14 protein-coding genes and 1 pseudogene are annotated in these 13,435 nt (G+C 76.8%); 6 read left to right on the top strand and 9 right to left on the bottom strand.

Going from position 1 to position 13,435, the window contains the following annotated elements:
* Positions 1–21: 21 nt before the first annotated feature.
* Both ACI79O_RS09205 and ACI79O_RS09200 read right to left on the bottom strand, forming a co-directional pair.
* Entirely contained in the window at positions 22–366 is a 345-nt protein-coding gene (locus tag ACI79O_RS09205) for a hypothetical protein (RefSeq protein WP_456887505.1), read from the bottom strand.
* A gap of 181 nt (positions 367–547) precedes the next feature.
* Positions 548–3,232 (bottom strand): LuxR C-terminal-related transcriptional regulator, encoded by a 2,685-nt coding sequence (locus ACI79O_RS09200; RefSeq protein WP_456913945.1) that lies wholly within the window; start codon positions 3,230–3,232, stop codon positions 548–550.
* A 386-nt stretch (positions 3,233–3,618) separates the two neighbouring features.
* Between ACI79O_RS09200 and ACI79O_RS09195 the strand changes: the two genes are divergently transcribed.
* From ACI79O_RS09195 to ACI79O_RS09180, 4 genes are all read left to right on the top strand, one after another.
* Complete coding sequence (locus tag ACI79O_RS09195; RefSeq protein WP_456887507.1) at positions 3,619–4,647, top strand: hypothetical protein; 1,029 nt, start codon at positions 3,619–3,621, stop codon at positions 4,645–4,647.
* Positions 4,644–5,144 carry an RDD family protein gene (locus ACI79O_RS09190; RefSeq protein ID WP_456887508.1) on the top strand — a complete coding sequence of 167 codons (501 nt, stop codon included), beginning with the start codon at positions 4,644–4,646 and terminating at the stop codon, positions 5,142–5,144. Before ACI79O_RS09195 ends, ACI79O_RS09190 begins: the two co-directional genes overlap by 4 nt.
* Positions 5,145–5,270: 126 nt before the next feature.
* Positions 5,271–5,525: a hypothetical protein gene (locus tag ACI79O_RS09185; RefSeq protein WP_456877549.1), complete on the top strand. Its 255-nt coding sequence runs from the start codon at positions 5,271–5,273 to the stop codon at positions 5,523–5,525.
* A gap of 66 nt (positions 5,526–5,591) precedes the next feature.
* Positions 5,592–6,230 carry a hypothetical protein gene (locus ACI79O_RS09180; protein WP_456887509.1) on the top strand — a complete coding sequence of 213 codons (639 nt, stop codon included), beginning with the start codon at positions 5,592–5,594 and terminating at the stop codon, positions 6,228–6,230.
* 22 nt (positions 6,231–6,252) lie between these two features.
* On the opposite strand, the gene ACI79O_RS09175 is transcribed toward ACI79O_RS09180, so the two are convergent.
* The 5 genes and pseudogenes from ACI79O_RS09175 to ACI79O_RS09155 all read right to left on the bottom strand — a co-directional run bounded on the left by ACI79O_RS09175 (position 6,253) and on the right by ACI79O_RS09155 (position 8,561).
* Positions 6,253–6,783 (bottom strand): cation:proton antiporter domain-containing protein, encoded by a 531-nt coding sequence (locus tag ACI79O_RS09175; protein WP_456913944.1) that lies wholly within the window; start codon positions 6,781–6,783, stop codon positions 6,253–6,255.
* A gap of 104 nt (positions 6,784–6,887) precedes the next feature.
* Positions 6,888–7,061 (bottom strand): annotated as a pseudogene (locus ACI79O_RS09170) (cation:proton antiporter); the annotation flags it as partial.
* Positions 7,013–7,267, bottom strand: coding sequence for a hypothetical protein (locus ACI79O_RS09165; RefSeq protein ID WP_456913943.1), 255 nt, complete (start codon positions 7,265–7,267; stop codon positions 7,013–7,015). The gene ACI79O_RS09165 and the pseudogene ACI79O_RS09170, both read right to left, overlap by 49 nt.
* Before the next feature lie 203 nt (positions 7,268–7,470).
* Positions 7,471–7,797, bottom strand: coding sequence for an STAS domain-containing protein (locus ACI79O_RS09160; RefSeq protein WP_456913942.1), 327 nt, complete (start codon positions 7,795–7,797; stop codon positions 7,471–7,473).
* Positions 7,798–8,225: 428 nt separating this feature from the next.
* Positions 8,226–8,561, bottom strand: a complete 336-nt coding sequence (locus ACI79O_RS09155; protein ID WP_456913941.1) for a LuxR C-terminal-related transcriptional regulator — start codon at positions 8,559–8,561, stop codon at positions 8,226–8,228.
* Positions 8,562–8,737: 176 nt separating this feature from the next.
* On the opposite strand from ACI79O_RS09155, the gene ACI79O_RS09150 reads away from it, so the two are divergent.
* On the top strand, positions 8,738–9,757 hold the full coding sequence (locus ACI79O_RS09150; protein ID WP_456913940.1) for an AraC family transcriptional regulator: 1,020 nt from the start codon (positions 8,738–8,740) through the stop codon (positions 9,755–9,757).
* Between the two features lie 103 nt (positions 9,758–9,860).
* Complete coding sequence (locus ACI79O_RS09145; protein ID WP_456887513.1) at positions 9,861–11,252, top strand: diacylglycerol/lipid kinase family protein; 1,392 nt, start codon at positions 9,861–9,863, stop codon at positions 11,250–11,252.
* A 17-nt stretch (positions 11,253–11,269) separates the two neighbouring features.
* On the opposite strand, the gene ACI79O_RS09140 is transcribed toward ACI79O_RS09145, so the two are convergent.
* Together ACI79O_RS09140 and ACI79O_RS09135 are read right to left on the bottom strand one after the other, a co-directional pair.
* Complete coding sequence (locus tag ACI79O_RS09140) at positions 11,270–13,066, bottom strand: SulP family inorganic anion transporter (RefSeq protein WP_456887514.1); 1,797 nt, start codon at positions 13,064–13,066, stop codon at positions 11,270–11,272.
* Complete coding sequence (locus ACI79O_RS09135; protein WP_456887515.1) at positions 13,063–13,350, bottom strand: three-helix bundle dimerization domain-containing protein; 288 nt, start codon at positions 13,348–13,350, stop codon at positions 13,063–13,065. Before ACI79O_RS09135 ends, ACI79O_RS09140 begins: the two co-directional genes overlap by 4 nt.
* Between the last annotated feature and the right edge of the window lie 85 nt (positions 13,351–13,435).

The raw sequence follows: 13,435 nt of genomic DNA, 5'->3' as shown, positions 1-13,435 counted from the left end.
CCGCACCGGCGGCGGACCGGCTCACCCGGCCGAGGGCTCCTCCGCCGTGCCGGGTCCCGGCCGGAGGGGCCGGTGCACCACCCGGAGGGGGACGACGACGCCGTCCGCGGACCGGGTGGCCGCCCCGGCGTGCGGCACGGGCTCCTGCCCCCGGTCCGGGGCCGGCCCGCGCCGCCGGCCGGGCGGTTCCGGGCACCGGCGGATCTCCAGGACCTGCACGTGGCCCTCGGTCAGCCGGTCGAGCACGTCGGAGAGGTCCCGGTCGGCGGGCACCCGGAACCGGTACACGGTCCGGCGCGGTACGGCGATCGGTGTCACGGGGACGCGGAACGAGGAGAGCGTCGCGGTGCTCACGAGCGTCCCCACGCGCACTTCGTACCGGGTGACCGCTGCCTCCACCGCCATCGCCTCCTCGAACGCCTCACCGGGTGGCCCGGGCCCGGGGGTCCCGCGGCCGGGGTCTGGCCCTGTCGGTCGTGTCCCTCCCGACGCTGCCGGAGAGCGCGGGAGCCCGCATCGTCCGCAGCGGAGGGGCCCGGTGTCCCCCTCAGAGGAGTCCGCGCTCGCGCGCCTTCCGGACGGCCTGGTTGCGCCGGCTGACGCCCAGCTTGCGCAGGATGCTCCGGATGTGCGTGCGCACCGTGTTCACCGAGATGAACATCGTCGCCGCGATCTCGGCGGTGGAGAGCATCTCCGCCAGGTACCGCAGGACCTCCAGCTCACGCTGGCTCAGCTCCTGCACCACCTCGGCGGGGCCGCCCGACCGGACCCCGTCCGTGCCACCGGCCGGCTGTGCCGCGCTCGACGGGTTGAGCCACGCGCCGGGGCCCTGCAGCCGGGGATGGGTGCGCAGCAGCCGGCGCGCCTGCGGAGGGGTGTCCACGAACGGCCAGCGGAGGAGTTCGGGCCGGGCCCGCTCGAGCGCCGCGGCGAGCTCCTCCGCCGCAGCGGTCACCTCGCCTGCCTCGAGCAGCTGGCAGGCGCGGACGACCATCGACTCGACGACGTCCGCCGGCGCCCGCGAGGACTCCTCGTCCGGTGGCACGTCTGCCGTCGTCACCCCGCCGAGGAGGCCCACCGACGCCTGCAGGCGCCGGCTCCACGGCTCGTCGCGCCCCCTGTCCCGGAGCACGGCGAGCCCGTCCTCGACGTGACCGCGGGCCACCGCCAGCCGCACCAGCTCGGTGACCACCTGCTCGGAGATCCACCGCGGCAGGGGCGGCCCCGCGAGGTGGGGTCGCAGCACCTGCTCGGCCAGGTCGTACTCGTGCCGCAGCCGGAAGTGCTGACCCTGCAGCACGGCCTGCAGGGGGCCCGGCCCGGCCGCACCGGAGGAGGCGGAGTGCTCCCGCACCCGGGCTCTGCCCAGCCACTCCCGCGACTCGACCAGCGCGTACCGGCGCAGGTGGACCCAGGCCAGGGCCGTCGCGGCCGCGGCATCGCGCGCGGCCTCCTCGGTGTCCTCCTCGGCGGCCAGCGTCTCGGCCTCCTGGGCGAGCTGGGCGGCCCGGGTCAGGTGCCCCTCGAGCGCCTCGAGGAGCGCGAGGTGGCCGATCGCCCGGCAGCGGAGCCTGCGGGAGCCCGCGGCGTTCGCCGCCGCCGCGGCGGCCCGCAGCGCGACGACCAGCTCCCGGTCGGGGGCGTTGGTCCGGAGCACGGCGAGCGCGCGCAGGTGGCTCAGCACCGCCGTGCCCTCGGTCCGCGCCCGGTGCTCGGAGTCCGGGAGCTCGGCGACCAGGGCGCCGGTGGCGTCGAGCCGGGTGAGGAGGGACGCGGCCTCGACGCCGCTGTGCGTGTCGGCGGTGAGGCAGGCGAGGGCCGCCGAGAGACGCAACGGCAGGGTGGCGCCCTCCTCCTGCGCCCTCCTCGACGCGGCGAGGTCCGCCGGTGACGGGGCATCGCCGCCGGCGAGGGCCACGACCGTCCGGACGACCGCGGCCTCGGGGTCGACGAGCCCCGGCGGGAGGGACGCCAGCCCACGCGTCGTCGGGTCCGTCCCGTGCACGAGCAGGCGCGTGACGAGCAGGTCCTCGACGAGGAGACGGCTGACGGAGCCCCAGTCCTCGGCGGCGACGGCGTGACCGACCGCCACCTGGGCCCGGCCCGCCGCGGCGTACCACGCGGCGCACGTCCGGTGCAGGCCGGCGAGCTCCCCCGGGTGCTCGTAGCCGAGCTGGGCCTGCAGCATCTCCCGGAAGAGGGGGTGGACGCGGAAGCCGCCCGGGGCGCTCGGGGTCTCCTCGACGAACGCGTTGGCGTGCGCCAGCCCGGCGAGGACGCGGCGGGTGTTGCGGCGGCCGCACAGCCTGTCCACGAGGTCGGGCCACAGCTCCGACGTCACGCTGGTGCGCAGCAGGACGCGCCGGACGCCGGCCGGCTGGGTCTCCAGGACCTCCGCGAACAGGTACTGGGCCACGCTGCCGTCGTCGTGCGTCAGCGACGTGATGAGCCGCTCCGGCGGCACGCCCTGCTTGAGCGGCGCGGCGGCGAGCCGGAGGCCGACCGCCCACCCCTCGGCCTCCGCGCACAGGGCCCGCGCGACCTCCGCCGTCACCGGGACACCCATGGCGGCGAGCAGGTCGCGGGTCTCCTCCGGGGTGAAGGCCAGCTGGTCACCGCGGATCTCCGCCAGGGTGCCGTCGAGCCGGTACCGGTGCAGCGGGAGCAGCGGGTCGGCCCGGCCGCACACCACGAGCCGGAGCCGGCTGCCCGCGTGCCGGACGAGCAGGTCCAGGCCGGCGGTGACCGACCGGTCCGTGACGTGGTCGGCGTCGTCGAGGACCAGCACGACGGGCCGGGGGGACGCAGCGACGTCCGCGGCCAGGCGGGGGACGAGCGAGGCGCCGGGCGGCTCCCCCGGGACCAGGGCCGGGACCTCGGACCACTGCACGCCGGCCCGGGACAGGGCCTCGACGACGTAGCTCCAGAAGGTGGCCGGGTCGTCGTCGTACGCGTCCAGGGTCACCCAGGCGACCGGCCGGCCCGCGCCGTGGGTCTGCCGCCACGAGGACGCGAGGACGGTCTTGCCGGATCCCGCGGGGCCGCTGAGGAGGGTGAGCGGGGACCGCTGGACGTGTCGCGTCAGGAGGTCGAGCAGACGCCGGCGGAGCACGGTCGCGTGTGCCGGGTCGGGTGGCGCCAGCTTCGAGTCCAGCAGGGCCGGGCCGCGGTGTCCGGCCGGACCGGGTCGTCCCGCCACGGGGAACGGAGCACCCGTTGCCAGCCTCGCCATGTCCGCCCCCAGCTGCTCGGTGCCCCTCGACCGTGTCGTCCCCCGCAACGAGCTCGTGGCCAGATGTCGCCTCCACCACCCTCGCGAACGCTCCTCCTCCTGGTCAGGGGCGAAGGTCCCCGCGGACGGCAGCGCTCGACCCGGGTCGGACGGCGACGATGCCCCGGCCACCCGGGGACCGGCTCACCCGGAGGGGATGAGGAGTCCCACCGGGTCCCGGCCGATGCTGACGGCTCCGACGGACGGGGAGGCCGCATGAGCCGGGCATCTGACGGCGGTCCAGCGTGGCCGTGAACCCGGCGTACCCGCCTCCGGGGAGCAGCCGGCCGCACGGTCGGCCGTCCGACGTTCCCGTGCCGGACGGCGGCAGCGCCGCGGAGGACACGGTGGCCGCTGCCCACGCGGTCCTGGCGGTCACGGCCGCGCTGGTGAGGTGGGCGGCGGAGGCGGCGGTGCGGAACCCGCGCGGTGTCCTCGCCCGGTTGCCGGTGCGCCTGCCGTCCGCACGGGGCGGCCTGGCCCGTCGTGCCCTGCACGGAACGCTGCCGCGGGCCCTCGTGCGCCCGGCATCCGCCGCGGTGCGGGCCCTGGCCGCCGCCGCGGATGACCTGGTCCCCGGCGTGACCCGGGCAGTGCTCGCCCGGCTCGACGTCCCCGGCCTCGTCCGCGAGTTCGTGGACCTCGACCGGCTGGCCGCGATGCTCGACGTGGACGCGGTGGTGGCGCGGGTCGACCTCGACGCCGTGCTGGACCGGGTCGACCTCGATGCGGTGGCCGCCCGGCTCGACGTCGACGCCATCGCTGCCCGGCTCGACCTCGACGCGGTGGTGGACCGGGTCGACGTCGCCCGCGTGGTCGACCGGGTCGACGTGGACCGCGTGCTGGACCGGGTCGACCTGGACGCCGTCGCCGCCCGGCTGGACCTCGACGCGGTGGTGGACCGGGTCGACGTCGCCCGCGTGGTCGACCGGGTCGACCTCGACGCCGTCGCCGCCCGGCTGGACGTGGACGCGGTGGTCGACCGGGTCGACGTCGCCCGCGTGGTCGACCGGGTCGACCTCGATGCCGTGGTCGACCGGGTGGACCTCGACGCGGTGGCCGCCCGGCTCGACGTCGACGCCGTCGCCGCCCGTGTCGACCTCGACGCCGTCGTGGACCGCGTCGACGTCGACCGGGTCATCGCCCGCGCCGACGTCCCCGGGCTGGCGCGCTACGTGGTGGAGGTGATCGACCTGCCCGGGCTGCTGCGCGAGTCGACGGGCTCGGTCACGGGAGAGGTGGTGCGCAGCGTGCGCGACCAGGGCGTGGACGCCGACCGTGCCGTCGAGCGGGTCGTCGACCGGCTGCTGCGCCGCAACGGCCGGCGCACGGCGACCCGCGCATCGGAGGACGGTGCGCGCGGGAGCGCCCCGTGACCCGCGCCCCGGAGCGCCCGGCCTACCCGTGGCACGGGGACCCGCGCCCGGTGAGGGACGGAGCGGCGGTGCGGGCGGCGGTCCGCGGCCGCCGGGCCGGCGTGGTCACCCGCTGCCTGGCCAACGTCGTCGACGCCGCCGTCGTGCTCCTGCTGCTGGGCGCCGGCTACGCCGTCGTCGCGGCGACCCGGTTCCTGCTGGCCCCCACGAGCTTCCGGTTCCCCACCCCGTCCCTCGCCCTCCTCATCGTGGCGGGGCTCGCGCTGCTGGCCGGCTACTTCGCCGTCACCTGGACCGTGGTCGGCGCCACCTACGGCGGCCGGCTGCTGGGACTCCGGGTGGTCGACGACGCGGGCGCGCGCCTGGGCTGGGGGCGCGCGTGCACACGGGCGGTCCTCTGCGCGGTGTTCCCGGCGGGCGTCCTGTGGGTCCTGGTGAGCAGGGAGAACCGCTCGGTGCAGGACCTGCTGGTGCGCACCTCGGTGGTCTACGACTGACGGCGCTCCCGGGGAGCCGGACCGTCGCGTGTCATCTGCCGGGGACGATGCGAGCCGCCCCGGTGGCCGCCACTCTCGGGTCCCCGGGAAGGACCAGCGACTCGACCACCAGCGGGGAGTCCCGCCATGACAGCGCCAGCGCCGCCCCAGTACAGCTTCACCCTCCTCGACCGGCTCATCACCGAGGCCTGGACCGACCTCCGGGCAGCGCGGGCTGCCGCGGCGAGAGTGGGCAACCGCGAGAACCTCGACCTCCTGACGCGGACCGAGGAACACCTGAACGCGCTGCTGGAGTACCGCCACGCCGCCCTGCTGCGGTGTCCCCGGGTCGGGGGCGACCTGGCCGACGAGGCGACCGTGCTGGGCAACCGGCGGTGGTGACCGTCCCCCCGCGGCCGCAGGACCTCGTCCACCGCCCCGGCCGCCCGTCCACGAGGAGCACCCACCATGTCCGAGACCGCCCCCGAGGAGACGGTGCCGCTGTCGGTGCCCGACGCGATGCCCGTGCTGAGTCGTGGCAGGCACCGGAACTCGTCGCACGGCGCCTGCTTCATGGAGTACACGGCCCTCCTGGCCGGCGAGCGGTTCAGCGACGAGCCCCGCTGTGTGGACGGTGAGCTGGCCACCGTCCTCCGGGGCGCCAACGACAGGCTGTCCGACGCCGACCGCCCCGTCCTGTTGCCGCTGCTCGGGCGGGCCATCGGCCTCGCGGTCGAGCCCCCGCCGCCGGAACCGCGGTGGTCCCGGCGCGTCTCGCGCCGGTACCACCGCGAGGTGGTGGCCCCGCACCAGACGCGGGTCGCACGCCTGCACCGGGAGGTGACGCGCCGGTTCGTCGCCGCCCTCGGACCGCTCTCGCCGCCCGTGACGCGGGACTGGACCGGGCGCAGCGGCGAGCTCGCGTGGGTGTTCTGGGAGACCATGACCGAGCCGACGGTGCTGTCCCGCTCGCCGGACCACGTGCGCCGGCTGGTCGCCCGCCTGCACCTCCTCCACGAGTGCTACGAGCAGGCCCTGGAGCACCTCGGGTACAGCCGGACCCCCCGGTCCGCGCGGGCCACCGCGGGCTCGGCCGTCGAGGCCTGACCTCCGGCGGCCCCGGGACCCCTCACGCCGGACCGTCGAGCCCCCCGCGGGTGAGGGCCCGCTGGTACCGCGCCGCCAGCGGGGCCGCGGTGAGCCCCTGCACGAGGACGCTCAGGAGCACCGTCGCGCCGATGAGCGCCACCGGCTCGTCGGCGGCGTCCCCCAGTTCCTCCAGGGCCAGCAGGGCGAACACGAGGGACGCCAGCCCCCGGGGTCCGAGCCAGCCGACGAACAGCACGGTGTGGCGGTCCAGACCCGCGCCGGCACAGGCCAGGGCGACGGGCACCATGCGCACCAGCGTCAGGCTCAGGACCGCGTAGACCACGACGACGGGGTCGACCCGGTCGACGACGAGCGGGACGGCGAGCGCACCGAACGCGAGCCAGACGAGCCGGGAGACCAGTCCGCCGGCCTCCTCGAGGAAGACCCGCTCGCCCGGGCCCTGCCGGCCCGCCGCCGCGCCGAAACCCAGCCCGCCGCAGAACGCGGCGACGAAGCCGTTCCCGTCGACGACGAGCGCGCCCGAGTAGGCCACGAGCGCCAGGGCCAGCACCGCGGCCCCGACGGATCTCCCGTCGGCCCACCCCCGCGGCGGGCCTCCTGCAGCAGCCACCCCCCGCCCAGGCCGACGACAGCACCCACCACCACACCGACGCCGAGCTCGAGCAGCGCCTCCCCCAGCCAGGACCCGCTGGTGCCCTCGAGCCCCGCGGTCGCGCCCGCGAGGGCGAACGGGACCACGGGCGTGACGATGCCGTCGTTCAGGCCGCTCTCGACGGTGATCAGCTGCCGCACGCGGGAGGGCACGGCGGGGTCGGTGACGACCCGCAGTCCCAGCGCGGCGTCGGTCGGCGCCAGCGCCGCCCCGACAGCAGCGCCGACCAGGTGCCGAGGCCGGGGACGAGCGCGTACGCCAGCGCCCAGCCGGCCACCACGGTCAGCGGCAGCCCGACGGCCAGCAGCCGCAGGTAGCGGCCGAGGTCGCGGCGCACCTGGCCGAACGGGACGGCGGAGGCGTCGGAGAACAGCACCCACACCGGCGCGACCTCGACCAGCGGTTCCAGCGACTCCGGGACGGACCCCGCGTCGACCAGGCCGGTGGCGGCGAGGAGCCCACCCGAAGACGAGCGCGCCGGTGATCGCGACGACCTCGACGGTCACGGGACCTCCCGGTGCGTCCGGCGGGGCGGCCCCGTCGTCGTGGACGGCCCGGCATCCCGGGCGCGGCGGGTGGCGCCGGTCAGCCGGGTCCCGGCTCCTCCGCGATCGGCCTGCACTCCCCCGGCAGGAGGTGGCGGTCCAGGCGCAGCAGGACCAGGGTGTCCCGGAGGGCCGGCGACGCGCCGCGCAGGCCGACCCGGCAGCCGTGCCGGACCGCCCGCCGGTAGGCACCCAGCAGGGCACGCAGGCCGGCGTCGTCGATGCCGGTGACCCCGCCGACGTCGACGGTCCAGGCCGGGTGGCGGGCCGCCAGCAACGCCGAGACCGCGTCGTACAGCAGGTGGGCGGCGCGGGCGTCCAGGGGTCCGGTCAGCGTCAGGCGACCGCTCCCCGGGTCGACGTGCACCCCGGACTCCGGCGACCCGGGAACCGACCGGGAGCGGAACGGAACAGCGGAAGCCGCAGCGGGCAGCCGTGCTCCCCTGCGGGCAGCGGCCGGGCGCCGGACCGGACGGACCGGCCCCGGGACGGCGTCGGGACCGGCCCGGAGGACCGCCGGCACCCCGTCGTCGGGCCGCCCGTCGGGTCCGGATGCCACCGTCGCCTCCTCTGCACGCCGAGGGGAGGGGACGGCCGACGCGCCCGGGCAGCGTCGCAGGGGCAGGGCACCGGGGGCCTCGTCCGTCGCGGACGATCCGTGTGGCCCGGACCCGGACGCCCGGGCCCCGCCAGGCGAGCGCACCACGGACCCGCGGGCCCTCCGTCGTCCGCCTGGCGGGGTGCGCTCAGTGTGGCACCCGGGACGTGGGGTCGCCGGTCAGCCGGGGGACCGCGTCAGCGACGGTCCACCAGGACGCCGAGGTCACGGGCCGCCCGTACGGCCGCCGCCCGGTCGGCGACGTCGAGCTTGCCCTGCACCCGCCGGATCCTCGTCCGGGCGGTGTTGCTCGACACGGAGAGGACGGCTGCGATCTGGGCCGTCGACCTCCCCCGAGCCAGGCACGCGAGCAGGTCGAGGTCACGGCGGCTCAGGAGCAGCACCGGGCCGGGACGCGGGGCGCCACTGGCCGGCTCCACCGGACCGGCAGCCGGCTCCAGCGGCGGGCGGCGGGGCGTCGGCAGCGCGACCGCCGAGGAGACGGTGCGGACGGGCGCGTGGTCACCGGTCATCTCGCCCTCTCAGGGGTCACCGGCGTCCGGCCCGGCCGCCGTCACGGTCGCCGGCGCCGGGACGGTGGAGAACAGGTGGTGGCCGGACGTGGGGCGAGACTAGGAAGGAGCCGACCGACCCGCTTTACCGATCGCGACGGAGCCCTTACCTTCTCGCGCACGCACAGGGGACCGTGATGCTTCCTCGCGTTCGGACCAACACCCTCACCGGCTACGCGGACGTGGCCCGTTCGGTGGGGCTGGACGCCGCGCTCCTCGCCGCACAGGTCGGCCTGGACCTCGCCGACCTCGACGTGCCCGACCGCTGGATCGCAGCCGCGCCCGTGGCCCGGCTCCTCGAGGTGTCCGCACGGCAGGCGGGCTGCCCGGACTTCGGCCTGCGCATGGCACGGGTCCGCACTCTCGGCACCCTCGGCCCCCTGAGCGTCGTGCTCCGCGAGGAGCCCGACCTGCGCAGCGCCGTGGACCTCCTGGTGCGGTACGAGAGGGCCTACAACGAGGCACTCCACCTGCGCCTGCGGGAGGACCGCGACGAGGCGACGATCGAGGTCTGGCTCGAGCTCGGTGAGCCCGCCCCGCGCGACGAGGCGCTCGACCTGGCCGTGGGGGCGCTCGTGGGGATCATCCGGACGCTCGTGGGCGACGGCTGGGACCCCACGTCGGCCGTCTTCGCCCACCCCGCGCCCCCGGACGCGGGACCGTGGAACCGGCTCTTCGGTCCCCGCGTGCTCTTCGCCCGCCCGTTCACCGGCCTGGTGTTCCCGGCGCGGGACCTCGGTGCCCGCGTGGTCACGTCCGATCCCTCGCTGCGGCCGTACGCCCGGCAGTTCCTCCGCACGGTCGTGGCCCCCGAGACCCCCGCGTCGCCCCCCGGCCCGACGGACGTGGCGGAGGCCGTGGAGCTGCTGCTGCCGCTCGGGGGCCAGTCGCTGACGCGGACCGGCCGGCTCCTCGGCCTCGGTCCCCGGGACCTGCAGCGCCACCTGGCCCGGCAGGGCGACACCTTCTCCTCCGTCCTGAGCGCCACGAGGGCACGACTGGCCGAGCGCTACCTCCCGAACGAGGACCTGTCGCTGACCGAGGTGTCCCGGCTGCTGGGCTTCACCGCCCCCAGCGCGTTCTCCCGGTGGTTCCGCGCGCAGTTCGGCACGAGTCCCACGGACTGGCGGAGGACGACGCGGAGCGGGGGCGGCTGAGCGGGGCAGACCCGTCCGCGGCGGGTGATGCCCCGGCCTCTCGGGGCGGCCAGGCTCCCCGGACGGGACCCGGGACGCCGGGGAGCCCCCTGGGAGGTGTGCCGTGGACTCGTTGGTCGCCCGCCGGTGGTGGGCCCGCACCGCTCTCGCGCTGGTCGTCGCCGCCTTCGTCGTCCTGCTCGCGTTCGCCGGCCGCCGCGGCCTGTGGCTCGTGCTGATGACGGCCGCGTCGGTCGTCGTCCTCGTGGCCGCCGTCTTCTGGTTCCTCCTGCAACGCGGCCCCCTGCGCTGGCTGGCGCTGGCCCTCGCCCTGGCCGCACCCCTGGCGGTGCTCGTCGCCTTCGTGGCCGACCGGCTGCTCTGGGTGGCCCTCGTCGCCGCCGCGCTGTTCGCCGCCGCGGTGTGGGCCGGGCGGGCGGCGCTGCGCCCCGACCGGTCCCGCTGGACGATGGAGGTCACCGAGGTGCCGGCGCCCCGGCAGCCGTTCCTGGTCATGAACCCGCGGTCCGGCGGGGGCAAGGTCGGTCGCTTCCGGCTGCGGGAGCTGGCCGAGGAGCTCGGCGCCGAGGTGGCCCTGCTGGACCGGCCCGGCACCGACGTCCAGGAGCTGGCCCGGGCGGCCCTGGCCCGCGGCGCGGACCTGCTCGGCGTGGCCGGCGGGGACGGCACGCAGGCGCTCGTCGCCCAGGTCGCGGCCGAGCACGACGTGCCGTTCCTCGTCGTGAGCGCCGGCACCCGCAACCACTTCGCGCTGGACCTGGGGCTGGACCGGAACGACCCCGCGCGGTGCCTCGACGGCCTGCGCGACGGCGTGGAGGCCCGCATCGACCTCGGCGACGTCAACGGCCGCACGTTCGTGAACAACGCCTCCTTCGGTGCGTACGCGGAGATCGTGGAGAACCCGGCCTACCGGGACGACAAGCGCCGGACCACCCTCGACGCCCTCCCGGACCTGCTGGCCCGCCGGCGCGGCGCCCACCTCGTGGCGCAGGCCGGTGACCTCACGCTGGACGCGCCGCAGGCCCTGCTGGTGAGCAACAACCCCTACGCCGGGTCCGACCTCGTCGGGAGCGGGCGCCGGCCGAGGCTGGACCGCGGGGTGCTCGGGGTGATCGCGGTCCGGGTGGACAGCACGCGGCAGGCGATCGGCCTGCTGAACGGCGCCCACCGGGAGGGGCTGCGGGTGGTCGAGTCCCCCGAGGTCGTGGTCACCGCGGACGTCGCCGAGGTCCCGGTCGGCATCGACGGCGAGACGGTGCGGGTGACGACCCCGGTCCGGTGCACGATCCGTCCCGGCGTCCTCCGGGTCCGGCTCCCCCGCGACCGGCCCGGGGTGAAGCCGCCGCAGGCACGCCTGACCTGGGCGGCGCTGTGGGCCCTCGCGGCCGGCCGGCCGGTCCCGGGGATGAGCGCGGAGCGCGTCTCCCGCCCGGCGGCGACGGCCTCGGAGCGTCCGGCCACGTCCACGACCACGTCCACGACCACGGACGCCTGACGCCCGCGGACTGCCGGTCAGGTGCGGTGCTCGCCGGCCGGGGTGGCCGGTGACGGCAGCGGGGTCGCCGGCTCCGGCAGCACCGCGGGACCGGGCGCGGGAGCCGGCTCGTCGGGCCAGCGCGCTCCCGTCCGCACGCGGAAGGCCTCCACCGCGGCGCCGACGGTCGGGAAGAAGTGCTTCGGCTCGATCTCCTGCGTGAGCCCGTAGCGCTCGATCTTGGCCCGCACCGGGTCCTTGAGCTCGGCGAAGACCAGCGTCTGCCCGCGCCGGTCCAGCAGGCGGTCGAGGTCGAAGAGCACGTCGGCGGCGGTGGTGTCAACGTCGGTGACCGGCTCGGCGGCGACGACGATCCACCGGGGCGCCGGCTCGCTGCGCGCGAGCGCCAGGACCGCGTCGCGGAAGGTCTTGGCGTTGGCGAAGAACAGCGGGGCGTCGAAGCGGAGGACGACCAGCCCGGGGAGCATCTGCGCGTCCGGGTAGGAGCGGACGTCGTGGTAGCCCCGCACGGAGTCCACGCGGCCGAGGGTCGTCGAGTAGGGCCGCCAGGCACGGCGGAAGACGTTCAGGATCGACAGGCCGACCGCGATCGCGATACCGGGCAGCACCCCGAGCAGCGCCACCCCGGCGAACGCGGCGACCGACAGGCTGAACTCGACCCGGCGCTGGTGCCACAGCCGGGCAGCGGCCGGGAGGTCGGCCAGCGAGAGCGCGGCGGTGACGACGACCGCGGCCAGGGCGGCGTCGGGCAGGTTCCGGAACAGGCCCGGCAGCAGCAGGATCATCAGCAGGATGAGCACGGCCCCGGTGACCCCGGTCAGCTGGGAACGGGCGCCGGCGCGCTCGGCCACGGCCGTCCGGGACGCGCTGGTGCTGACCGGGAACCCCTGGAACAGCCCGGCGGCGAGGTTCGCCGCGCCGATGCCGGCCATCTCCGCGTTCCCCCGGACCTCCTGCCCGGTGCGCTCCGCGAACGCCGACGCGGTCGAGATGGTGTCCGCCAGCGCCACCAGGGCGATCGCGAACGCACCGGCCACCAGCGGGCCCAGGTCCGACCAGCCGACGCTCGGCACGGTCAGCGGCGGGAAGCCCTGCGGCAGCTCGCCGACCAGGCCCACGCCACGGGCCCCGAGGTCGAAGACCGTCGTGGCGCCGATCGCCAGGACCACCATCACGAGGACGGCGGGCACCTTGGGCAGCCAGCGCTGGAGCCCGAGGACCACCAGGACGCCGCCGATCCCGACCGCCGCCGCGGCCGGCACGACCTCCCCGCCGGCGACGCCCGCCACGAAGCCGGTGGCCTCCCCGACCAGCCCGTCGGCGTCGACGGAGAAGCCGAGGAGCTTGGGCAGCTGGCCGACCAGGATGGTGAGCGCCAGCCCGTTCAGGTAGCCGATCATCGTGGGCTTCGACAGCAGGTCGGCCACGAAGCCCAGCCCCGCCCACGCCGCCGCGAGCATGATCGCGGCCACCAGGAGCGCGAGCACCGAGGCCAGCGCCACGGCCCGCTCCGGGTCCCCGCCGGCGACCACGAGCGGCAGCACCGTGGCGGCGATCATCGGGCCGAGGGAGGAGTCCGGGCCGAGCACCAGGATCCGCGACGGTCCGAACACGGCGTAGGCGAGCAGGCAGGTGATCGAGGTGTACAGGCCGGTGATCGGCGGCAGTCCGGCGAGCTCCGCGTAGGCCATGCCCTGCGGCACGAGCAGCGCGGTGAGCACCACCCCGGCCAGGAGGTCCTTCGCCAGCCAGGGACGGTGGTACCCGCGGAGCGCCTGGGCCCCGGGCGGCACCAGGCGCGGGGCCCGGCTCACGGGAGGGGTCGGCCGGCGGGGAGCGCCGTCCTCCGCTCGTCCCGCCGGGCCCGGTACGTCGCGCGCAGCCGCTTCTCCACCAGGATCGGGACGAACGCCTGCACGGGGGCCCCGGCGAAGGTCGCGAGCACCTCGAGCGCCGAGGAGCGGATCTCCTGCCGGTCCACGCCGTACTCGGCGTGCAGCCGTTCGACCAGGGCCTCGACGAACGGGTCGCCGGTCGGCACCGGGCCGCCGGCCGGACCGTCGTCCCCCGCGACGACCACCGCGGCGGTCACCGTCATCTCGGGCCTCCTAGCACCGTGGTCCCCTGGCAGGTGGTGGTCCCCTGGCAGGCGGCCCGAGTGTGGCGGGCACCCCGGGTACCGG

The sequence above is a fragment of the Geodermatophilus sp. SYSU D00696 genome, from assembly GCF_054050235.1.
Note: the sequence above shows the minus strand (reverse complement) of the source record. Positions and strands in the feature narration are given on the sequence as shown.